The organism is Brevibacillus sp. FSL L8-0520, from assembly GCF_037963895.1.
GTDB classification, from domain to species: Bacteria; Bacillota; Bacilli; order Brevibacillales; family Brevibacillaceae; genus Brevibacillus; species Brevibacillus borstelensis.
In genome coordinates this window covers 1,552,537-1,574,970 of the sequence record NZ_CP150171.1, presented here as the reverse complement: position 1 = coordinate 1,574,970, position 22,434 = coordinate 1,552,537, and the positions used below count along the sequence as shown (strand labels likewise).

Here is a 22,434-nt window from a genome sequence, read left to right as displayed (position 1 = left end):
TTGCTCTTTTTCCGGGTTGACGATTTCGACCGTGCATGGGAAAGAGCTCAATCGCTTGGAACAAAGATTGAGGAAGAGCCCCATCTTAATCCGTTTGCCGGACACAATGAATTCACCTTGCGCGATTTAGACGGATATTATATCACAATTTGCTCTGTACCGGTTTGAGGTACGGCAGCACTCCCGACTCTCTCCTTTCGTTGGAAGGCGGCCTTTCAACTGCAGTAGCAAATGATAAACGCCACTACGGCAAAAAGAGAACCGATCAGAAACACCTTCTGAAAGGCCGATGCCCAGCCCCTCTTTGGAACCAACGAAAACACCGGCAGTTCAGCCGGTGTAAGGAAGCGTATTTATCCTTCTCAATCCTCTCTGTTTTGCAGGGGAATGAGTTTCCGTGCCCTTTCGTTTCTCAGCCAAATCGCTCCCCAAGCCAACACCGCAAGATAGACCGGAAACAGGACATGGCTGAAAAGAGGAGCATCCATGCGAATGTGTGTAGCGATGGCCCCCCCCGAAATAGCCGGTCAGCAGGACCGCGCCCAAAAAAGCTGTACGAGGAATCGCGTAAAGAATCGTGGAGATGAGTCCGAGTGTACCAATCACAGCAAGATGATGCTGGGCGTATCCGAGCTGCAGTGTTCCTTCCACTACGGGAGCTGGTTGAATAAATTTGAAAATACTGTCGAAGAGCATAAACAAAATGACAAGTCCGCTCATGATTCGCGCCGTCCACAGCCGGCTTTTTGAAATGCTGTTCATCCTGTCATTTCTCCTTTCCTCATTTTCCACTTTCGGGCGTTTTTACGATCAAGCTTCATTTCCATTCGAAATACCTTCCTTACCGCTTTGCTCTGACTTCTCCCATCCTCCCTTTCCCTGCAACAAGGATCGTGCCTCTTGTATACGTAAATAGTAGCAAAACAAATCATTCCTGGTTTCTTATGGATTGCTGTCATACGCTAGATGCCAACTCCATTCAAAGAAAATACCACGTCCGCTGACGTGGCTTGAATGTGTTTGTAAGCTCCAGCATGTCGGCAGGATCAATCCTGTACTCCTACACTGACCATACACCGAATACAAGCGGCAAGTTAACCCTCAATCTCCCAGGCCGGATTCCAGACTACCTCCCACAAATGGCCGTCCGGGTCCAGGAAGTGCCCGGAGTATCCGCCCCAAAAGGCTTCATGCGCCGGGTCTGTTATCACGGCCCCGGCCTTTTCGGCGAGTTCCATGATCTTGTCCACTTCTTCTTTGCTGCCGACATTGTGACCGATCGTAAATTCGGTTGAGCTTGGCGATGCCAAAGGAACCTTCGCCTCATGGGCGATGTCCTTCCGCTGCCAGATAGCGAGCTTGAGCCCGGCTTGCAGGTCAAAAAAGGCAACGGCGCCGTGTTCAAATTCTGTACCGATGATCCCCTGTGTCTGCAAACCGAGTCCGTCGCGATAGAATGTCAGCGATCTTTCCAGATCGTCTACCCCCAATGTAAGAACGGAAATTCGCGGTTTCATCATCTTGAACAGTCCTCCCAGAGCTGATTTTTTTATTCACTTTTCACATATGATCGCCGGTTGCCACCCTTTTTTATAGTAAAAAACGGACACGTTTCTTTGCTTTTTACCTGTTTGAAAACCTGGTTGGGAGTCAATCCATAATAACGTTTAAATTGATTGATCAAGTGCGCCTGATCGTAATAACCGTATTTTACAGCTACGTCAGCGAAATGGGACTGCGATCCATTATTCAGCTCTCGCAGCAAGCTCTGAAAGCGGATGATGCCTGAAAGCTCTTTTGGGCAGACCCCCAGCTCTTTTTGAAAGCCTCGTCTTATATTCCGGTCACTGTATCCGAGCAAGTCAGCCAAAGAGCTCATCGAAACCATTCCGCGACTGACGTACATGTATTGCAGACTCGTTTGCAGCAGATCGTCGGAATCAGCTGCCTGTGCATGCAAACATTTCAGCAAATCGAGCAGTTCGCGCTGCACGGCAGGTGTTTGAAAAGGAAGATACATTCGCATGTGAATTCACTTCCTTTTGATCATAGATTCATCGACGCCGGGATTGTATGTGCGGCAATGCTCATAATTCAGCAGTATCGAGGGATACCGATTTTTGTCTTCTCTGAGCCCGGTACTGCCCCGGCGTCAATCCCGTCCATTTTTTAAATGCAGCTTGAAATGCGCTTGGCTCTGTATAATGCAGCAAGTAGGCAATCTGACTGATGGAATACTCGTGCTTGTTTAAATAAACCAACGCGATTTCCTTGCGAACGCGAGCCGACAACTCATTATAAGACGTACTCTCTTCCTTTAGCTTCGCTTGCAGTGATCGCGTACTCATCTGAAACGATGCTGCTGTCTCCTGCAAAGTCGGAAGAGACGCAGGCATGCACGCCATCATCCATTGGAAGACACGGTCCGAAAATTCCCTTCCTCTGAGCAGCTTCTCTCTGACTTCTTCTGCGATCGGTTCAAAAGCTCTCCGCAATCGCGGATCTGAATACAGGATCGGATATTGCAGAACCTCCTTGCTCATGCGCAGCCCATTTTCCCGCCCGTCAAAGCGCGGCTCTACGCCGAATATGGACAAGTACGGGCCGTCATCCGCAGGAGCTGCATGGGCAAATTGCAGCTCCTTTATCGCAATGGACCGGTTGCTCATGCGGGCAATCAAATGATACAAGGAGCTGACCATATCCTCCACGCACTGGCGGGACATCGGCGTTGGGGTTGTCTTGTAAAACCGGAGGATCGCATCGTCTCCCTGCTCCTCCCAATCCAGATTATACCCGCTGCAAAGAATCACGTTGTACCTTTGATAAGCCTTCAGCGCATCGACGATTCTATCGGAGTGCATCATGACATAGCCGAGAATGCCCATATCGGCGATGTCCGTAAGCTCTCCCTGATGCAGGCCGAAATAGTCGTCCTGCGTAAACCGGGCGGCTTCGTTCATCAACCGCACCAGCTCGCTCTCGTCTATGCGGGCGTCCACATCCTGCAGCTTCGCCATGTCAAAAGAAACGTGACGGCAAAACTGCCCGAAATCGAACCCTTTTTGCGCGATGGTCTTCATGATCGGGTACACCATGGAAATGGCAAATCCCTGGTCATCCATCAACGTCCAAGCCTCCCTTTTGCGCAAAACAACAACATTTATGCGCTTTGCATCATTTATGTGTCCGAAATTCATCCGTTATACTGAATACAGTCCTTCTTTCCATCCTATCACAATGAATGAATCGCATCGGAAGGCTACGGTTTTTGCTCCCGCCCGGCAGTGTGTGCAAACCGCGGAGGCAGCCAATTTTTTCATAATACGCACAAAGGGGGATACAGAAAGTTGAATATTCTCGTAATCAACGGACATCCCGATCCGGAAAGCTTTTGCTCTGCCTTGTCCCATGCTTATATGGAAGGGGCCTCCAGCACAACGGCACAAATTCGGACCATCGACTTGAGCCAAATTGAGTTTGATCCGAATTTGAAGTATGGGTACCGGAAAAGAACCGAGCTTGAAAGCGACTTGCAGGAAGCGCAGGAATTGATCCGCTGGGCCAACCATCTCGTCATTGTCTACCCGACTTGGTGGGGAACGATGCCTGCCATCCTGAAGGGATTTTTTGACCGCGTCTTTTTGCCCGGGTTCGCGTATAAATACCGAACAGATTTTCCATTATGGGATAAGCTCTTGACCGGAAAAACGGCGCGTTTGATCGTCACTATGGATACGCCTGCCTGGTACAATCGCTTGATCTACAGACAAGCCGGGCATCTCGTGATGAAACGAAACATCTTGCATTTTTGCGGGATCAAGCCAGTGCGTGTGACCGAAATCAGCCCGGTGAACTCTTCATCGGAGAAGCAGCGGGCCAAATGGCTGGAGAAAGCAAGGCAGCTAGGCTCCAAACTGGCGTAACACCGACGGATACTGTCATTCACTGGCGATTCGCAGCAACTTCCCGCTCTCATATTTGTAAGTTGCCGACTCCGTACGGACGGACTCGCTGTCCATTGCAGCTTGGACTTTGATTGTATGCGGACCGCTCTCCGTGTTTGCGATGGCAGAGCTCAAGGAAAAATGGGGTACCTGCAGCACCGCCTTGACCGATTCGCTCTTCTCAAGCACGCTGCCCCTCCAGCGGTATATGTTTACATCCGGCCAGTGAAGGTGCAAGCCTTCAAACTGATTGACCAGTTCATCCGCTCCGTCTCCGTCCAGGTCTGCAAGACGCGGGTTCCCCCAATCCTCAAAGGCGAACCATTTGTCTTGGGAACTATCATAGTAAAAATAACCCATCCTGGCCGGTCCGTTTGCAGCTAATGCCGCTGCACCCTGCAGCACGTAATTTGAGCCCGCAGCGGCATGGTTTTTCTCCAACAAGACCACGGAAGCCTTTTTCTTTTGAATGGCGTCTTCAATCAGACTGGCAGAAAAACATTCCCGATAGCCGAACGTCTCTCCTTTATGTTCAAGAAGAGCAACAGCCTGGTAATCGGAACCGCAAGAGGCAACCGGATTTGTTTCTTTAAACACTTGCAAAAATGCCGGGCTTCCCGCTACGTTTCCGAATGGAATGGTTCCGGCATGCTCCCATGTCTGGGCAGGCTTTGCATTTTCGAGTTCTGTAAGCTCAACCGCTTGGAACAAGAGTGCAGCCTGTTCAGGGAACGAATACGCAGCGATGCCTTCTGCTTCCGGCTCCAAACGTGCTTGCAAGCCATAGCCTTCTGAGCGAACCGTTTTTTCAAGGCCATCCCCGTCGACCCGTAAGGTTGGTTCGGATTCCATTGGGTTGCCGCAAGCACTTGCAGCTACTACTAGCAAAATCATCACTGTGCAGAGATGAATCCGTATGTTACCCATCAGCTTTTTCTGCTCCTCGTACAAATTTCAACTAAATAGACGGCTGATCCCATGAAAAGTTTCCTTCTGGCCTGCCATGAGGTCCGTTCAGTAAAAAACCACGTCTTCCACAACGTGGTTACATTTATTTCGTGAAAACCCAGAAGGTACTTGCTCTATATCGAAGAATTATATTCGAAATGGCTACCAGCCACACGAATTATGATGAAGGAGAGGAACGGATGGAAAAGTTGATCGAGGAGTACCGCCAAGACCATGAGCTGCTGCGAGAAGCCGTTGAAGGATTGTCTGAGGAGGAGTTGCGGTTCCAACCTGCACCGGACAAATGGAGCATCCACCAGATTCTTATTCATGTTGCAGATGCCGAAATCTTGGCGACACATCGGCTGAGAAAAGTCTTGGCGGAGGAAGAACCGCTTCTCCTGTCATTTGATCAGGAAGCCTGGACGGATAACCTGGGATATGAACGGTTGGACCGCAAGCAGCATATGCTCCTGTTCCAAATGCTGCGGACCAGCATGCTGCCGCTTCTGGAAAATCTGACTCCCGAGCAGCTTGAACGAGTCGGGCAATATCCCGATGGAGTGCGGTACACATTCAAAGAGCTGCTGGAATTGCGCGTCCAGCATGTCCGTGACCACCTCGCCCAGATTGAGCGGGTAAAGCAGGCATTTCGGGAGGATAGGGTATAACCGTATACGTTAGTTGTGATGATGAAATTAACGGGTTCCAAATAAAAACAGCGGTAGTCTAAGACTTTATTTTCATGTCTTAGATCTCCGCTGTTTGGTTACGTACTTTATTTTTACCTCTTCAAAGTATAAAATGGGACCCGTCTTCGCACGACCTAACCATTTACTTGGGCCGGAGCGTTAGCACATGGCCTGTTTCCTTTGCTTCCGTAATGGATGTGGCATGGTACACTCCCTCTACCCACGCACCAAACTGATCGTCGTACCAAGGGCTTTTGACATGTCCCGACTGACCGGGACCGACTACATGATACCCCTTTGTCAGATCATTCGTATCGACGACAAACCGCCAGGATGCCCCGTGGTTGATGAGGCCCGTCTTTTGATTGTAGCTGGCGGCCTGGACAGTTACGGCGCTCCCCCCTGCCGGGATCGGTTTTGCCCAGTTAAAGAGGTAGTTTAGTCCGGTCACGCTGGACAAGGGGTGAAGAAAAGACATTTGATGAGCCTCGCCCCACTTCCATTTCTCGCTGTTTGTTCCGTGGGCAGCTTCGATTTCCGCAATGGCTTCCTGCAAAGCAGCGTGAAGCACCTTGGAAAGCCCTCCCTTCTCCTGTACCCAAGGACCCGGCTTGCCGGTGTGGGCTCTGCGGATCAGATCGTCGACGATTTGCCTCTTTCCTTCAAACAAGTCATTCATGCTGTCCGGTATTTGCTCCTTGAACAGGACATTCGCCACTTGTCGCATCCACGTATGAAATACGAGAGGCGCAGCCAAATCTTTGTCGTCGACGAAATTCCATGTTTCCAGCACAGCGAGAACAGCCTTTTCTTTCTCCGTGAGCGGCTCCTTTTTCACATGCTCCAAAAAGATCGGCACGAATTCATCAGCCTGCAGGTTTGCTTGATCCATTTGCAGCTTTTGCATGTCCTCCACGGTCAGCTTTTCCTTTGCCTGCAGCACCTGCTGTATTCTCATTTGACGATACGGCTGTGCCCAGACATTGCTGATGTGGTACGGATAGCTGTCATCCGTGACTTTGTAATTCGCGCTGGAGATGAAGCCCTGCTTTGGATTCACAGTCTTGGGGAGCTGGTCGTACGGGATGTACCCCGTCCACTCGTATTCATCTGTCCACCCGGGAACAGGGACGAGGCTGTTGCCCTTTTTGCGGATGGGAATTTTCCCGTTTGCCTTGTAGGCGATGGTCCCATCCTGTGCGGCAAATACAAAATTTTGCGTCGGCGTGTGGAAGTCTTCCAGCGCCTTTTCAAACTCGTTCCAGTTTTTCGCTTTATTCATCCGCAAAACCGCTTCCAGCTCCCGGGATGGCTCCAGCGCCGTCCACTTCAACGAGAAAACGGTATCTTTGCCGCTATCTTCGGCGAACTCCGAAATAACAGGCCCATGTCTCGTAATGGTGACCTGATACGGGATCGTCTCTTTGTCCTTCACCCGGATCGGCTCATCGATGACCTGTGCTTCCTCCCATTTCCCCATGTAGAGAAACTGGCTCGGCTGCTCCGGATTTCTTTTTTCGATATACAAATCCTGTACATCCGGTCCCGTATTCGTCACTCCCCAGGCCACATGCTCGTTATGGCCCAGAATAATCCCCGGGACTCCCGCAAAAATAACACCGCTCACATTTACCGAAGGAGCCTTCAGATGGGTCTGGTACCAAATGGATGGCGTCGCCAGGGACAGGTGCGGATCATCCGCCAACAGCGGCTTGCCCGACGCGCTTTTTTTGCCGCTAACCACCCAGTTGTTGCTCCCATTGAATTCAGGGGGAATGATCGCTTTGGCAAAGCTTTTCTCGACATCTACTTTTCCATCCCCGATGGGCGGAATGATCGGAGGCCCCGCTTTTTCCTCGTTCGGGAACAGATCGTACGCCTTCTCTTTCGGAAAATGGTTCAGGAGGTAATAGCGAAACGCTTGCCCTTCCCAATGCCCGCCCAGATCATAGGCCATGTATTTTCCGATGGTCAGCGAGTCGAGCGGCGTCCATTCCTTTGGCTCATAGCCCAGAAGTGCAAATTCGATGGGCAAGGCTCCCTTTGCCTTCGCCTCGCTGATGTAGGCATTCACCCCGTCTGCATACCATTGCAGGATATCCTTGGCTTCCTGCGAGTAGACCTCATGGGAGAGCTTTGCCGCTCTGCGCAATCCGAGCGTCCGGAAGTATTTATCGCGGTCCACAGCCTTCTCGCCAATGACTTCGCTGAGCTCGCCGGATGCTTGCCTTCTGCTCAAGTCCATTTGAAACAGGCGGTCCTGTGCCGTAACATATCCTTGGGCCATGAATAAATCATGCTCGTTGCTGGCGTAAATATGCGGGACGCCATGCTCATCTCTTGCGACCGTTACCGATTCTGCAAGCCCCGCCACGGAAAGCTCGCCTTCGATCTGCGGCAGCGACCTTGCTATGTATGCGTTTGCGATTCCAAATAAAACAGCGCTGATTACAAGCAAAACAACCACTGCGGCAACAACAATCTTGACCGCTTTTTTCCTTCTGCTCACCTTCTGTTTTTGAAGCACAGCTTCCATTGAACTCGCCCCCCCTTTTGTACAAGGTAAAAAATGAATGACTATTCAGTTAATTTTCTTTAGTATACCACAAAACCGCCCAATAGAAAAAAATTCCAACCCCCCCGAAACCTATCCCCGGATTTCCCGACGATCTTGAGTCGTTCCTGCATGCAAGCTGTTGCCCGTGCACTGGCATTTCGCGGATGCCCGTATCGATTTGAACGTTCCGGGCGTAACTGTAGTTGGGCATTGGCTGTCTTGTCCACAAAAAGGTTGACCGCCCTGTTGCTGCTTCCTGTATGTTGAACTGGTGCCAACTTTGATTTCACGGGCGAGAACGACTGCTCCCGTCCGTCCATTTCTTATTTTTTTCGGTAACCGTCACATTTTGATGTGGCTCCTTCGTTGTTTAGGATGAAAGGGGGTGAGCGGTTTGGATGAAGCTGAACTACAGGGGATCATCGCTGACGTATTGAAGGGTGATACCGAGAAGTTCGAGAAGATTATGCACCTCTACCAAAAATCGATTTTTCTCTATTGCTATCACATGCTGGGCCATCATTCCGAAGCCGAGGACAGCGGCCAGGAAGTATTTTTGAAGGCATATCGCTATTTGGAGAAATACAGGCCCGAGATTCCGTTTGGCGCCTGGCTGTACAAGATTGCCTACCATCAGTGCATCGATGTGATTCGCAAGCGAAAACTGGCGAAATATCTCCCTTTCTTTTATCGGGACGAGAAAGAAAACAAACACGTGGATCAGCAAATCGAAGCCCATTATTTCGACGAGTCCGTGCATAAGGCGATGTCGAAATTGTCGGTGGAAGAGCGGAACCTGTTGATTTTGCGCTGTGTAGAGGAAAAGAGCTATCAGGAAATCAGCCTCATTCTGAATCAAAGCAGCGCCACTCTTCGAAAAAAATACGAACGTTCGGCTGCGAAATTCCGCAAGTACTATGCCCAAGGAAAGGAAGTGGGACCAAATGAGATCGGACAGGGATCAGGATTTGAGAGAACTTTTTCATGACCCACGAATTCCCGATGTAGACTTGACGGGAAAAGTGATGGGGAAATTGTACGCCGAACAAAAAACAAAGGAGCGATTTTTCGTGAAATACAAAGTGGGTTTATTGGTAGCGGCAGGAATGGTTTTGACAGTCTCTTCGGCTTTTGCGGCAGTCAACTATCACTCTTTGAAAAACAAGCAGGGAAATGTGGTATATGAGAAAAAAACATTGGAAGAATCAGGCTATACTCGTCCTTCCAAAGATGAACAAATCCGCTCGCTGAAAAGCGGCGGATACGCCGACGAAGTGTTGCAAGAAGGCACGGCCGGTCTCTTTTATGTCGTTTCGGACATTCCGGATATGAAAATTTACACCGAAAGCAAGGGCATTTCCTTTACGGATGTGTCTAAGCTCCGAGACAAAATGAAGGATCAATCCGTCAAGATTTTAGACAGCCTGGAAGGCAAATACAAGTTTGAAAGTGCAAGAGTCGACTTTGAGCCTATGACTTATGTGAATCCTCTCAGCCCGGAAGAAGAGGCAGCCATTGCGAAAAAGCTGAAGAGGCAGGCCGAGGAGTCCAAAAAAGAGTTTGCCATGATGCCGGTGGAGCTGTCGAAGGACTACTGGAGAATCCTCAGCATCTACAACAACCAAGGAAAAGACATCCGGGTTACGATGTCCAAAACAAGCAGCAAAGAGACAGTTATCGTTCACAAAGAGTGGGACCTGAAGGAAGAAAAGCTAATGGTAAAAGGGGTAGAAATGATCTTCACGGATTTTGGCACGGGGAAAAATATTCACTGGGTGTACGACGTGCCAAACACGAACCAGACGATCCGCTACCATATCGAAACATCCAATCCGGTGACCAAAGAAGAGTTGGTCAAGATCGCTGAGTCGTACCTGGATTAATTTGCGTGGCGGGTTATCCAAGGAAACGATTTACGTACTCTAGCTGATCGTTTCAGATGATCACCAAGTAGACAGAAGTCTTTCTGGACACAGGTTTGACAAGCTGGCAGAATCGAGTAATGCAGAATCGTCAAAGCGCCCCTTGCTTCTTCCAAAGCCAGGGGCGCTTTGATATATACAGTCCAATCAAGAGACATCCAACACGACTTTCCCTCGTCCATGACCTTTCTCCACCTCTCGATGAGCATCGGCCGCTTGTTCCAGCGGAAACGTTTTTCTCATGAACACCTGCAGTTGTCCTTCGGCATACAGCTCGACAATCGCGGCTAAACGGGCGCCGGAGCGCTCCCGGAAAATGACGACAATGAACGATGCCTTCTTTCAGGCTGCGGGCTTTACGTCCAATTTCGTTTGCCGGGTAGTTCTAATCGTCTTGCACGTCTTTACCTCCTCGCTAAAAGGTTGTTGGGGAGCCGTATCCCTCTGCCACCGATAAAGCAAAATCGATGAACCCCGAAACCACCCCGTCCTCTCATACGTATTCTCTTGCAAGATGACAAATATTCCAAAATTATCGAGGTGCAGTCAATCATGGAATCTATTTCTATCGTTCCCTACCGCCCCGAACTGGCCGCAGCCGTCGCTGACATGTGGAACGCCAGCCGGGATAGCTGGGGGGGCGGAAACTCGATTACAACGGCGGAACAAATCCTGCAAGAAGAAGCAAGCTCTGATTCTCTCGCCGTTTACCTGGCGATGGATGGCGATAAGGTCGTTGGCTACTGCAGCCTGGCCGAGTACCGGGAAGATACGGGTGCCCTCTATATCCCGCTGCTCAATGTGCGTCCTGACTACCAAGGAAAAAAAGTGGGACGCATGCTGCTTGCACGCGTGCTGGAGCAAACGATCCAGCTCGGCTGGCCCCGACTTGATCTCTACACGTGGGCAGGGAACACGAAGGCTGTACCCCTGTATAAAAAATTCGGCTTTTTCTGGGAAGACCGGGACGATACCACTCATCTCATGAACATGATCCCCACTGTGCTAAGGACAGAGGCAATCGCCCCCTATTTTGAGGAGCTCGACTGGTATCAGGACTCCACCCGGGAGATTGTCGTTGAACCCGACGGGAGAAAGGAAAACGGCTTTGACTATTTCACCTACTCCTGGGCAAAAGGCGAAAAGAGCCTGCGCGTGGAGTTTGAACGGCTCGGCCGCGGCATGCGCCTCATCGAAACAGAAGACTATCTCCTGTCTGCGGAGGTTGAAGGACCGAAGCTGGTCTTTGGCCGGGAGTACCGGATTCACTACCGGATCGTCAACAAATCGGGCAAGCCGCTGCAGATTTCCTTGAAGGGAGCACCCAACGAAAACATCCGCTTTGATTATCAGCAGGAGCTTGCAGTTACCGGGGAAACGACACTGTCGGCAAGCTTTTTTGTCGGCGGGATCACCGAAGAACAAAGCGTCTGGCGTACGCATCCCCGTGTCTGTACGCACATCCTGATCAACGGCAAGGCCGCACTGTTTCAGGTGGGAATTCTCCCCAAGTTTCCCGCTTCCCTTTCCCTGCAAGTGCCCGGGCTCACCTATCCGGGGCGGACAGCACAGTTTTATTTGGATGTGGAGAACAGCTTTGAAGAAGAGGCAGAGTTTTCCTTCGAACTGCCCTCCTGTTCCTTTCTCCGCATCAATCAGCAGCGCCATACACTCCGGCTGCAAGGCAAAGAACGCGTCTCTCTCCCGCTTGACGCCGACCCCTATGAGCACGGCTTTTACGAGGCCGATGTGCAGGTAGAGGCGAAGCTCGCGGATGGCGGCTCTGTCTCTTTTTCCAAAAAAATCGGTGCCGCCTTTACAGGACCGGGCGCCATGCTGTCAGGGGAAACGGAACAGACGTGGCAGGTGCACCACGGCCTCCACGCGCTCTACTTCAACAAGGAAGACAACGAGATCACCGTTGTCAGCGGCACTGGCGGAGAGCCAACCTATCTCACCTATCCGAAGATCGGCAAGCCGTATTCCAGCGAGTTTTCCAAAAAACGTCCCGAGAAGGTCGAATGTATCGTGGAAAAAGGAGCGATCGGCTTTTGCGCTGCTTACCGCTCCGGCTCATTCCCTCAAATTGCGTTGATCGGAAAGACGCTCCTCTTCGGAGACGGCACGGTTGTTCACGAATTGGAACTGACCAATCTCTCCGCAGACAGGCTGGGTACGGAGCTGTGGCTCAGCCAAGGCTTTGCCCATCCTATTTTCCGCCCGATCCTTCCGTATCAAGGCCGCTATGTCCAGACACCGGCATCGTACGGGAGCGACATGGACTATTGGGACGGCGAGCTGATCAGTGAGAACTGGCTGTTTTCAAGAAACGATATCCCCTGGGGCATGTGCTGGCCCGAAGAATACCGTATCGATCTTCAAGGCTGGCATATGTCTCTGGAAACCAGTCTCGGCATACTGGAGCCGCATGGCAAAAGGACATTTGGCCCCTTCTACATCACCTGCGGGAGCTTTACGGATTGGAAGGAATTCCGTGCGTTTGCACGAAAAGAAGCATTGCCGGCGGACTTGTCCCTGACCGATCATCTGGAGCTGGTTGTGAGCGAGCACAATCCTTTTATTGATAGCGATAAATTTGAAGTACAGGTAAAAGAGTACAAGCAGCAGTATCTCGATGGAGAACTGACTGCTTCGCTGGAGAGCATGCCAGATAGCGGACAAGCGCAGCGCTTTGCGGAGGATGAGGAAAAGACGGAATCCGGCTACTCCTTTGCCGCACCAGAAAAATCCTGTGAGCTCGTCCGCATAGACGGGCGGTTTGCGACACATGAGACTCATTTGCGCAGTGTTGTGTTTCCGGTTGGGCCAGGAAAGGTTTTACTGGAGACGGCAGAAGAAAAAGGGCAGCAAGTCTATATCGCCGACAATGGCCCGCTGCGGATCAAGGCAGCTCCCGAGTTCTCGCCGTCACTCTTCTCGCTTTCCAGCCACGGCCAGGAATGGCTGGCTACCTCCTTCCCGGAGCGCGGGCCCAAATCATGGTGGAATCCGTGGACCGGCGGGATTGGCAATATCATCGCGGAGCTGAACTCGTTTTCCCTGATCAAGGAGGAGCGGACGGCCTCCTTTGTCCATCTGGTTGATAACAGGCAGAATGTCTGGCAGGGCATCAAGCTGAGCTACGATGTGCAGAAGCAGGAAAAGTATCGCGGTCTGACATGTCATCAGTATTACCTGCTTCTGCCGGGTGTCCCTGTCCTCTGCCATACCGTAGAGATCGTGCAGAATACCGGAACGTATTTTGCCGGCAAGGAATGGTCGACAGAGATCTTTTTGCGGACAGAGGATACAGACGAAGAGATTTGGCTGAAAACCGCAGGAGCAAATGGCGAGGAACTGTGCTACAAGCTGGGGCAGGGTGAACTGTCCGTTGCCGAAATCTCCGATTATATCGTCGGCTCCGCTTCGCGCAACGACCAGATGCACATTGTCACCGACCTGGATACGGCAGATGTGAGCCTCTACGCCAACAAGGAAGTGGCCGTCGCCTCGGTCGTGCGCGAACTCAACCTGCCGAGCGGCAGCACTGCCTTTACCCCGCCCGTCTTTTTCGTGTTTGCAGACAAGAAGATCCCGTCCGATTCCCTGTCTGCATTGCGGGCAATCCGGTTTTCCGAGCAAGGGAGGACACGCGATGAAAATCATTGATGCCCATATGCATTTGTCCCATATCGAGGAGTTCAAGCGGACTGCGGCAGAAAAGTCGGGGGTTGATTACTCTGTCGCCGGCATCCTGCAGGAATACGCGGAAAATGGAGTGGTACTGGGGATCGGCATGGGGCTTACGGAGACAAAACAGGACGGCTTCCCCGATGCGGAGGCTGCCACTCCGATGGGTCTTGATTTGACAGAAGAACTCCCGCCGCAGCTCGTGTACTGCCTGGGAATCAATCCTTTCAAGCTGGATCAAGCTGCCGTGGCCAGGCTGGAAGCAGACCTGCAAAAGCCAAACGCGGTCGGACTCAAAATCTATCTGGGCTACTATCCCTTCTACGCCTACGATAGCGTCTATGACCCGGTCTACGAGCTGGCGGCCAAGCATCAGGTGCCTGTCGTCTTCCACACCGGCGATACGTATTCGGAGCGAGGGCTGTTGAAGTACTCCCATCCGCTTACGTTGGACGAGGTGGCGGTGAAGCATCGGGAGGTTACCTTTATGATGGCCCATTTCGGCGATCCGTGGGTGCTGGATGGGGCGGAAGTCGTTTACAAAAACCGCAACATGTTCGCTGATCTCTCCGGCTTGATGGTAGGAGATGCCGCCAATTGCGCCCGGCTGAAGGACTCCCCGCTCTTTTTCGCCCATTTGCGCCATGCGATCACGTACTGTGACCACTATGACAAGTTTTTGTTTGGAACCGACTGGCCCCTTGCTCCGGTGAAGCCGTACATTCAGTTCGTCCAGGAGCTGATTCCGGCCGAATATCACGAGGATGTGTTTTACAAGACGGCTCTAAAGGTGTTTCCGAAGATCAAAGCGTTGGTTGAGTAGACTTTGGGACGCTTGCTGTCACATAAGAAATCCCATGTCGATTCGCGTTTAACCTGCGAAGGAACATGGGATTTTTCTTGTTCTTGAAAACTCCTTCATTCTTTCTTTTACCCTCCCCCTTTTCAATCGTAATAGCCTTTTTCAAAAACAATTACGGTCTCCACCGGATTCTCTGGCTCATATATGCCAAATTCAGCATAAACCCCGAACCCGTACTTATGTGAGATGAACCCCGCCTCTATTTCCAAGTCGCTATCATATTGCCTGACGAACTCCATTGCCTCTTTCAATGAGCAATCCAGGAGATTCTTTCCATGAAACAGAACAGACGCCGGCGGAAAAAATTCGATCGCATTGCAAATCTCAGGCTCCTTGTAGTAGACAAAGCAGATGCGATAATCATCTTCTTTCTCGTGCAGCCGTCGGTATTTTCGCGGATTAAAATTCAATGCTTTTTGAACTTCTGCCGGTGTCATCCCAAGTCGCAAAACGCCTGCACCCACATAAGGATCGATCACAAATTCCGTAATGCCGGGATACTCGCTGTCATTTTTGGGACGATCCTCTTTGGGAACATTTCTCGGAGGCTCTGGATCCGGAATGTTGTACTTTTTTATGATCTTTTCCTTTATATCATCGGGAAGCAAAGCCCTCTCCTCCTTGAGAAAAATCATATTCGACTCAAACCATCCATCTGCTCACCTATACAGTTTCCGCAGCGGTAACGAGCAATGGAACTTTTTCGAGCCACTCTCTCAAACTTTAGCACAAATTGCCAACGGTCTATATCGCCTCTCAATCACACATAAGTTCCAATTCGATCCTTTCAACGCTTCCCCTTCCATACAGATACATTTTTCTTTGTCCGCATAACAGAAAAAACGGCATCTCTGCCGTTTCTGTATGGGTAGATGAATTTGCAAGACGGACCTCACCCTCGCTGCACACGATGCATAAAGTCCTCCGCCGTCATGACATGAGCGGTCGACACATTGAGCAGAGCGAGCGTGACGCGGTGCACTTCCTCTGCCGGGACCTGGCCAAACCCAGTATCGGGATAGTCATACGTTCCGGTCGCATCGGAGAGAAAGGCGACGCGATACCCCAGGTACATCGCATCGCGGGCGGCGGAATGGCAGCAGTTTTCCGTCGTTACCCCGGTTATGGCTACCGTCTCGATCCCCTTGCTCCTCAAAATGATGTCCAGATCCGTACCGAAAAACGCGCTGTAGCGGTGCTTTTTAATCACCGGCTCACGGGGCTGCGGCGCCACCTCCGGATAAATTTCCGCACCCGGTCTGCCATCTATGAGACAGGCCCCTTCAGCGATCGGCGGATAGATTTCGCCAAACATGCCAAGGTCTGACCCATCCTCGCGATGAACATGCGCCGTATAGATCACCGACATTCCTGTTTCCCGGGCAAACGCAAGAAGGCGAAGCAAGGTGGGCAGGATGCGGCGCCCCATCGGCGTCTCAAGCGGCGCACCTTGTGCGATAAAATCATTTTGCATATCTACGACGAGAATAGCCGTCTTTTTTGGATCAATCTGTTCAATCCGCATACCCATGGCAGTCGCCTCCCGATCTTTTGTCCAGCGCTTTTGAAGCATTCGCTCGGCAGCACCAGCTTGCCAGCCTAATGGAATCATTCTATCAGAGGTGCAGCCGCTTGAGTGTAATCCGGTTAACACCTTATCTGATTTTTCTGTATATTCATATAAGTATTCGCATTGACTCAATCGTATTGTGAGCGAATGGGTCTTTTGAAATATGAGCTAATAATCTATTGGTGCTATACTAAAGGGAAATTTAGCATAATCTAGCGTTTATCGTGAATTTTGAAAAAACAAGGAGAAACCAAAGGATGTCACACAGGGTATATGTATACAATGTCAGCACCCCTTCCGAAGCGCAGGACACCGACAGGATGATGCTGGAATGGGGCTATGAAATGCCTCTTTTATTGCAGCCGCTCCTGGTCGACGGCGGATTTGTTGCCGGCAACAATTACAACAATCACACAGAGCCCGATAATGCCGGCCTGTATTATGCTGCCCAACCGGGTATCGAAAACTTGAAGCGCTTTTACGATTTTCTCGAAAAACAGGAAATGCTGATCACAAACAAAGAAGCCTTTGTTGAAGCCAAAAACAATCTCTTCACTTACCTCGACAAACTGAAACTCCCGTATTTCCACCTGGATGCCTGGGACGTATTCAATATGGACGACACCCCGCATGCCGAACAGGCCGAAGTCTGGCTGGCCAATATTGCCCATAACAATGAGATCATCAAAAAGGCAATGGAAAACGACGACATCTCGCTGCTGAACGATTCCGACTTGATGGACGTGAGCCCCGGCTTTGCGTCGTTTGCCGAGCTGCTCAACTATGAAAATTACCAATACGGCTGGGGACACATCTGGCAGCCCTATGAAGAAGAGCCGGAAGTAGAGATTTATGAGGAAAATGGCTTATGGGGCCTGAAAGACAAGGATGGAAAGGTATTGCTTCATCCGCAATTTGACGAGTTTTACGGTTTTGGTCCCGAGGATCTTGCCGTGGTCTCGCAGGGCGGCAAATTCGGCTACGTGCATAAATCAGGCAGGATCGCCATCCCCTTGGTCTGGGAGGACGCATACGATTTTGAATACGGCACCACATCGGCTATTGTCAAACGAAATGGTCAATTCGGCCTGATCGACCCCAACGGCAACACAGTCGTCCCCGCACAATATGAAGCATTGGAATCCCTGGACTACAGCGGACTTTTCACGGCAAAGAAAGACGGGAAATGGGGAGTCGTGGACCAGAGCGGCTCCACCGTCATCGATTTTGAATGTGACGAAGCTTTCGAGAACGGGCACGGATTTTACCATACAGCAGTAAAAGGCCGTAAAAACAAGAAAATATTCAATGATCATTTTGTCTATATCGGTGAATTTCCGTTGTCAGCAGTGGAATCCATCGGCGAGGGGCTTCTCCTCGTAAAACCGCACAAGAATGCCAACCACAGCACCTTATACAAAAAGGACGGCACCATTTGCGCATCCGGCTTCGAGAAGATAAACAGGCAAGCCAGCTTTCCCAATATGCTTGTACTGCGAAAAGGGAAAAAGTATGGCGCTCTCGGTTTGCGGCAGGAAAGCCTGTTGCTCCCCTATGAATTTGATGCGCTGATTGATATGAACGCCTATATCGATTCTCGGCCGAGCAATTTGGTACTGGCCCAAAAGGACGGGCAAAAAGGCGTGTTTGACGGTGATCCCGATCGCCCGACATGGTTATTTCCATTGGAAGATTACCAAAGCATTCTTTGGCTGTACGAAAACGCTTTTGCCCTGAAGCGAAACGGGTTGTGGTGCATCGCCTATTCGCCTGAAAACCGGCTCGGCGGATTCGAATTCGATCTTGTGGTACGAAAAGCGCCTGTTAGCGGTTTCGCTTATGCTTTTAAAGGACCTGACGTGTTTGTGGCAGACGAGTCCGGGGTGTCGATGGCTGATAAAACTCTGGTTCTGCAGGATGCCGAGGATATCGATTACAACTATTATTTTGATGCCAACGTGCGCAATCGCCTGCTAACCTATGCAGAAGCGGCCATCGCCGATGATGGCGAAGCAGATGAACACACATCGGCGGAGGATTTGTATGATCTTGCCCTGGCTGCCTGTGACGCGGGCGATTATGAGAAAGCCATCCAGTACGATACCATAGCCGCTGAAAAGGGCTATGCCCCCTCCATGAACAATCTTGCTCACATGTATTACAGCGTAGAGGGCTATCTCGATGACGACAAGGCCTTTTTCTGGTACGAAAAGGGCGCTGAGGCAGGCAATGCGTATGCCATGAACGGTCTGGGCATTTGCTATCAAAACGGAGTAGGGACAGCACCCGATATGGAAAAAGCGTTGTATTGGCTCGGCAAAGCTGCGGACAACGGCCTTGCGCTTGCCCACACCAACATGGGCTCCTTGTATTATGAAGGACATCTGGTGCCGCAAGATATCGACAAGGCGCTCTGGCATTACCAGCAGGCGGAGCAATTGGGCTCGCCGCAAAACGGCTGGCTTGGCTACTTGCACGACCTGAAAGGGGAGTATGAAAAGGCCTTCGGTTATTACCAGAAGGATTATGCAGAGGGCAGCGACGTGGGAGCCTATAACCTGGGGATTTGTTTCAGTCAGGGACTGGGCACAAGCAAGGATGTTGCTGCGGCCATCACCTATTTTCATGCCGCTCTGGATAGAGAATATCTACATGCCCATATTGAATTGGCTAGAATATACCGCAACGAAGATGACTTTACGGATGAATCGCTGGCAAGACACCATATCGCGGAGGCCGAAAAGGCCGGCCTGGAAATCCCTGACGATCTCCATTCTTAACCCGGCCAACATCCCATGCACGCGCCTCTTCCGGCTCTACGTTGCGGCGCTGCATGGCGGCGGTGTTTATTTTCTTAAAAACCGCCGACGAATCTGTCGCAGTGGCCGTTCTCGGAAAAAGTAAGGGAACTACCACATACAAATCCCATGTCTCTTCGTGTTCACTATATGAAGACATATGGGATTTTTCATGCCATGCCGCAGCAGCCCCGGGAAAGAACAAAAAACGCTCGGAATTCCAAGCGCTTGAGATTATTTTGATGGAGTATTGGTTGAAGCCCGGATGTGTCCATGAACGTGATTACTTCCCGGCATCCATTTCTTTCGGAATGTCTTCGCGGACCAGGCTGGCAGCCGCCAATCCAATGCCGGGAACGAGTGCAAGCAGGATAAATGTCTCCGCGAAGCTGCCCGTTTTCATAAATGAAATGGATAAAATCCGCCCCAGGCTTGTTCCCGCAAACAGGACAAAGGTATAAACGGAGACCGCAATGCCGCGCGATTTGCCTGCCAGCAGACCAACGAGAGAAATCAGCGAAGGAACAGCCAACGAGATTCCGCTGACAAAAATGAGCGACATCCCGATCAATAGCGGCAAATTGTCTGTCATTCCCAAGGGAGCTATCCCCGCAACAGCCAGCAACAGAGCGAAGCGCAATACGGTGCGGACTCCGAATCTTTTCGCCAGTTTTCCAGCGAGCGGGGAAATCAGCATGCCGAAAACACCGATCGCCCGGACGTACAGGATTTCCTGACTGGCAAGCCCAAAATCAGGCCCGCTCAGGTAATTTCCCAGCACGGTATACATGCTCACAAAAGACATCAACAATACCAGAGCCACAAGGTAGCACAATACAAGATTTTTTTGCCTGAACAGTCTTCCGATATGCTGAAACGGCTCCAAAATATTGGCATGAGGATGCTGAATTTCTCCCTTCGGCAGAAGCCACTGAACGAGTATCGCGGTAGCGGCGTAAACTGCTGCCAGGGTATAAAATACGGCGTTCCACCCGTATGCCTGACTGATCAAACCGCTGGCCACCTGTCCGACGATTCCGGCAACCAGAAATCCTGTGCTGATAAACCCGATTGTCGTCACCCTTTTGTCTGCCGGAAACATCTCTACAGCGTAGGCCAAAGCAACCGGGGAAAATGTGGCCGCAGCGGCCCCTTGCAGCCCTCGAAGGACAAGCACCCATGAAAAACGATCCACTGTCCCGAGCAGCAAAGAAATCAGCGACAATACAACAAGCCCGACAAAGATGATTGGCTTTCGTCCGTATTTATCGGACAGCGCACCGTAAATCAGGCAGCCAATCGCAAAACCGATTGAAAAAACGCTTCCTGTTGCGGCGGCTTGTGTAAGGGTAGCGCCAAACTGTTCTGCAAATAGGGAAACAAGCGGAATCGTCACATAGAGACTTGACATAACAACCATCCCGGACCAGCATAATACGGCCGTCATCAAGGAATAATTGCGCATGGTGCACCTCTTTTTCGTTTTTTCGATTTTGAAACTGATGCATGAATATAGTTAGATAATCTAATCATTAGCAGAAAAAAATTTATCTTCCCACTCCCAGCCTTCTTTCTATAGCAGCATTCAACCTAAGCAGCAGCTTTTCCAATACTCTGCGCTCCTCCGGCTCCAGCTCGCTGACGAGCGAAGAGCATGCCGACCAAAAGGTGGGAAGAACACCTTCGACCAACTCCCGTCCCTCGGGTGTAATGCTGACATGAATCATACGCCGATCCAAAGAGCTTTGCTCCCGTGCTATCCAATTGCGCTTTTCCAGCCAATCCAATAAAGCTGTCACAGAGGCGCGACGGATTCCAAGCCGCTCCGCGATTGCGGAGGGAGTGATCAGTTCCCTTCCATCGTGAAGCGTCAGCAGCAACAGCAAATCGAATTTGCTCTCGGTAATGTTAAAGGGCGCCAATTCCAGGTCCATCACATCTAAAACGTTGTCCCCGAGCCACATCAACAGCAGCCCCAGATGTGCCGAATGCCGGTCCGTGCTGCTGGAAGCAGTTTTGTCCATCAGCTCCAAATATGGCGTAACGCCTAACTTTGGCAAGGACTGATCCGCTAAATGGTCATGACTGTTTTTCCTGACCATGACTCCACCTCTATAATTAGATTATCTAACTATATGGTAATATAACTTGTTGTACACAGATTTGCAAGCCTTTGTTTTATCTTTTCTAGTCTTCCAAAGCCACCTTTGCCCATGGGAAGAACCCCCGCTTTTCTTTAGCTCCAAAAAGATTGATAAATAAATAAACGCAGCATACATCCGGCTGCGTTTAAGATAGAAATGGCAGGATATAGCGGGATCGATACACCGCTCTCTACCAGGTCAGTGCAGAGCCTTCCCTTAACGGTTCGTTCTACCTGATCATTAGTGATTAATCAATAACTATTGCAGAGACCCATTTCTTCCCTGCAGCAAACGAACCGTTCTCCCGATACCCTCTTCAAAAGCTGTCGCCCGAATCGGACCGATCAAGCTCTCGTATTTTTCTCCACTCAAGACTAGCGGCTCTTCTGTTAAATAGAGCATCTCGATTACCTCCTTCATCACCGGTACGAACATCCCAAGCAATGCCAGCCCTCCTCTGCCGAGAGGTATAACCGGTTTGGAGCTTCCGCTTGCCTGCCTGGCGATTCGCACGATCTCCTTTCCCGAAATCAGGCCTGCCCCCGGTATATTCCAATTCTCCCCATAGGCTTCTTCCTTGGCGGCCAGCTCCGCGATCATGAATGCCGCGTCCGGCAAGTAAACGTACTCCCGGGGAACACGCATGTTTCCGATGAAAAAAGCCATCCTGCCAGCCGCAATTGCTTCGAGCGTAGAGCCCAGATAGGAAGCCTCGTTCGCGGTGGGACCATAATAATCCGGCAAACGGACGATCATTACCCTGGCCCGCTTCCACCGGCTGTCGAACAGCATTTGCTCATACGCAAGCCTTGTCTTCCCTTTTCTCGTATGAGGCTGCTTCGGATGATCCTCGGTCACCCGCTCCATCTGTCTTCTGCCATAGGGATAAATGCCATCGATGGCGACTACCTTCAAGCTTAGCTGGCCCGCTGCCTCCATCACCGATTCGCCGAGAGGAAGCAGCTTGCTCTCCATCTCGTGATACGGCACATTCGCACAATGAAACAGGACATCCGCACCTTCCGCAGCCCTGACGATGTCATACGGACGAAAAGCATCCCCTGCCGCAAGCGTGAGATTCTCCGGATTGCCGAGTCTGTCCCTCAGCCGCTCCAGCTTCTGCAAAGATCTTCCGAAAGCCACCGTACGAATGCCCCGTTTCACTAGCTCTTCCGTTATCGCAGCGCCTGTACCGCCAGTTGCTCCTACAACAATCGCTTTTTCCAATGGGATCACCTCATTTGTTTTTGTTATCGATTAATCACTAACTATCGGACTAGCTAAATTGATCATCAGCAAGCTAT

At 50.8% G+C, this 22,434-nt stretch carries 18 protein-coding genes and 1 pseudogene; 7 read left to right on the top strand and 12 right to left on the bottom strand.

Annotated elements, in window-relative coordinates; genetic code table 11:
- Nucleotides 1-362 precede the first annotated feature (362 nt).
- From NSQ24_RS07955 to NSQ24_RS07940, 4 genes and pseudogenes are all read right to left on the bottom strand, one after another.
- Nucleotides 363-762: pseudogene (locus NSQ24_RS07955) on the bottom strand (DoxX family protein).
- 332 nt (nucleotides 763-1,094) lie between these two features.
- Complete coding sequence (locus NSQ24_RS07950; protein WP_024984441.1) at nucleotides 1,095-1,517, bottom strand: VOC family protein; 423 nt, start codon at nucleotides 1,515-1,517, stop codon at nucleotides 1,095-1,097.
- A gap of 32 nt (nucleotides 1,518-1,549) precedes the next feature.
- A complete protein-coding gene (locus NSQ24_RS07945; RefSeq protein WP_122958099.1) occupies nucleotides 1,550-2,026 on the bottom strand; it encodes a helix-turn-helix transcriptional regulator in 477 nt (158 codons plus the stop codon).
- A 61-nt stretch (nucleotides 2,027-2,087) separates the two neighbouring features.
- Nucleotides 2,088-3,125, bottom strand: coding sequence for an AraC family transcriptional regulator (locus NSQ24_RS07940; protein WP_031932271.1), 1,038 nt, complete (start codon nucleotides 3,123-3,125; stop codon nucleotides 2,088-2,090).
- Between the two features lie 225 nt (nucleotides 3,126-3,350).
- Between NSQ24_RS07940 and NSQ24_RS07935 the strand changes: the two genes are divergently transcribed.
- Complete coding sequence (locus NSQ24_RS07935; RefSeq protein ID WP_339167585.1) at nucleotides 3,351-3,926, top strand: NAD(P)H-dependent oxidoreductase; 576 nt, start codon at nucleotides 3,351-3,353, stop codon at nucleotides 3,924-3,926.
- Between the two features lie 15 nt (nucleotides 3,927-3,941).
- On the opposite strand, the gene NSQ24_RS07930 is transcribed toward NSQ24_RS07935, so the two are convergent.
- The gene (locus NSQ24_RS07930; RefSeq protein ID WP_039071102.1) at nucleotides 3,942-4,874 is read right to left on the bottom strand and encodes a hypothetical protein; all 933 of its coding nucleotides are present in this window, start codon (nucleotides 4,872-4,874) and stop codon (nucleotides 3,942-3,944) included.
- A 221-nt stretch (nucleotides 4,875-5,095) separates the two neighbouring features.
- Here NSQ24_RS07930 and NSQ24_RS07925 point away from each other — a divergent pair, with 221 nt between their 5' ends.
- Nucleotides 5,096-5,566 carry a DinB family protein gene (locus tag NSQ24_RS07925; RefSeq protein WP_172920920.1) on the top strand — a complete coding sequence of 157 codons (471 nt, stop codon included), beginning with the start codon at nucleotides 5,096-5,098 and terminating at the stop codon, nucleotides 5,564-5,566.
- 163 nt (nucleotides 5,567-5,729) lie between these two features.
- Here the strand turns inward: NSQ24_RS07925 and NSQ24_RS07920 are convergent, their stop codons facing one another.
- Nucleotides 5,730-8,123, bottom strand: a complete 2,394-nt coding sequence (locus tag NSQ24_RS07920) for a penicillin acylase family protein (protein ID WP_172920919.1) — start codon at nucleotides 8,121-8,123, stop codon at nucleotides 5,730-5,732.
- Nucleotides 8,124-8,529: 406 nt separating this feature from the next.
- Here NSQ24_RS07920 and NSQ24_RS07915 point away from each other — a divergent pair, with 406 nt between their 5' ends.
- Entirely contained in the window at nucleotides 8,530-9,132 is a 603-nt protein-coding gene (locus NSQ24_RS07915) for a sigma-70 family RNA polymerase sigma factor (protein WP_227277557.1), read from the top strand.
- 82 nt (nucleotides 9,133-9,214) lie between these two features.
- Nucleotides 9,215-10,027 carry a hypothetical protein gene (locus NSQ24_RS07910; RefSeq protein WP_141334126.1) on the top strand — a complete coding sequence of 271 codons (813 nt, stop codon included), beginning with the start codon at nucleotides 9,215-9,217 and terminating at the stop codon, nucleotides 10,025-10,027.
- 186 nt (nucleotides 10,028-10,213) lie between these two features.
- Here the strand turns inward: NSQ24_RS07910 and NSQ24_RS07905 are convergent, their stop codons facing one another.
- Nucleotides 10,214-10,384: a zinc-binding dehydrogenase gene (locus NSQ24_RS07905; protein WP_227277577.1), complete on the bottom strand. Its 171-nt coding sequence runs from the start codon at nucleotides 10,382-10,384 to the stop codon at nucleotides 10,214-10,216.
- A gap of 234 nt (nucleotides 10,385-10,618) precedes the next feature.
- Between NSQ24_RS07905 and NSQ24_RS07900 the strand changes: the two genes are divergently transcribed.
- The gene (locus tag NSQ24_RS07900; protein ID WP_339167581.1) at nucleotides 10,619-13,735 is read left to right on the top strand and encodes a GNAT family N-acetyltransferase; all 3,117 of its coding nucleotides are present in this window, start codon (nucleotides 10,619-10,621) and stop codon (nucleotides 13,733-13,735) included.
- The gene (locus NSQ24_RS07895; RefSeq protein WP_003387913.1) at nucleotides 13,722-14,579 is read left to right on the top strand and encodes an amidohydrolase family protein; all 858 of its coding nucleotides are present in this window, start codon (nucleotides 13,722-13,724) and stop codon (nucleotides 14,577-14,579) included. The genes NSQ24_RS07900 and NSQ24_RS07895 overlap by 14 nt, the downstream gene beginning before the upstream one ends.
- 122 nt (nucleotides 14,580-14,701) lie before the next feature.
- Here NSQ24_RS07895 and NSQ24_RS07890 read toward each other — a convergent pair whose 3' ends face one another.
- Both NSQ24_RS07890 and NSQ24_RS07885 read right to left on the bottom strand, forming a co-directional pair.
- Nucleotides 14,702-15,226: a hypothetical protein gene (locus tag NSQ24_RS07890; RefSeq protein WP_051925441.1), complete on the bottom strand. Its 525-nt coding sequence runs from the start codon at nucleotides 15,224-15,226 to the stop codon at nucleotides 14,702-14,704.
- Between the two features lie 284 nt (nucleotides 15,227-15,510).
- Nucleotides 15,511-16,149, bottom strand: a complete 639-nt coding sequence (locus tag NSQ24_RS07885; RefSeq protein WP_024984450.1) for an isochorismatase family cysteine hydrolase — start codon at nucleotides 16,147-16,149, stop codon at nucleotides 15,511-15,513.
- Between the two features lie 296 nt (nucleotides 16,150-16,445).
- Here NSQ24_RS07885 and NSQ24_RS07880 point away from each other — a divergent pair, with 296 nt between their 5' ends.
- A complete protein-coding gene (locus NSQ24_RS07880) occupies nucleotides 16,446-18,968 on the top strand; it encodes an SEL1-like repeat protein (protein WP_024984451.1) in 2,523 nt (840 codons plus the stop codon).
- Nucleotides 18,969-19,269: 301 nt separating this feature from the next.
- Here NSQ24_RS07880 and NSQ24_RS07875 read toward each other — a convergent pair whose 3' ends face one another.
- The 3 genes from NSQ24_RS07875 to NSQ24_RS07865 form a co-directional block, all read right to left on the bottom strand.
- On the bottom strand, nucleotides 19,270-20,451 hold the full coding sequence (locus NSQ24_RS07875; RefSeq protein WP_339167578.1) for an MFS transporter: 1,182 nt from the start codon (nucleotides 20,449-20,451) through the stop codon (nucleotides 19,270-19,272).
- 82 nt (nucleotides 20,452-20,533) lie between these two features.
- Nucleotides 20,534-21,088, bottom strand: coding sequence for a MarR family transcriptional regulator (locus NSQ24_RS07870; protein ID WP_024984453.1), 555 nt, complete (start codon nucleotides 21,086-21,088; stop codon nucleotides 20,534-20,536).
- A 300-nt stretch (nucleotides 21,089-21,388) separates the two neighbouring features.
- Entirely contained in the window at nucleotides 21,389-22,357 is a 969-nt protein-coding gene (locus tag NSQ24_RS07865) for an NAD-dependent epimerase/dehydratase family protein (RefSeq protein WP_003387920.1), read from the bottom strand.
- Nucleotides 22,358-22,434: the final 77 nt, after the last annotated feature.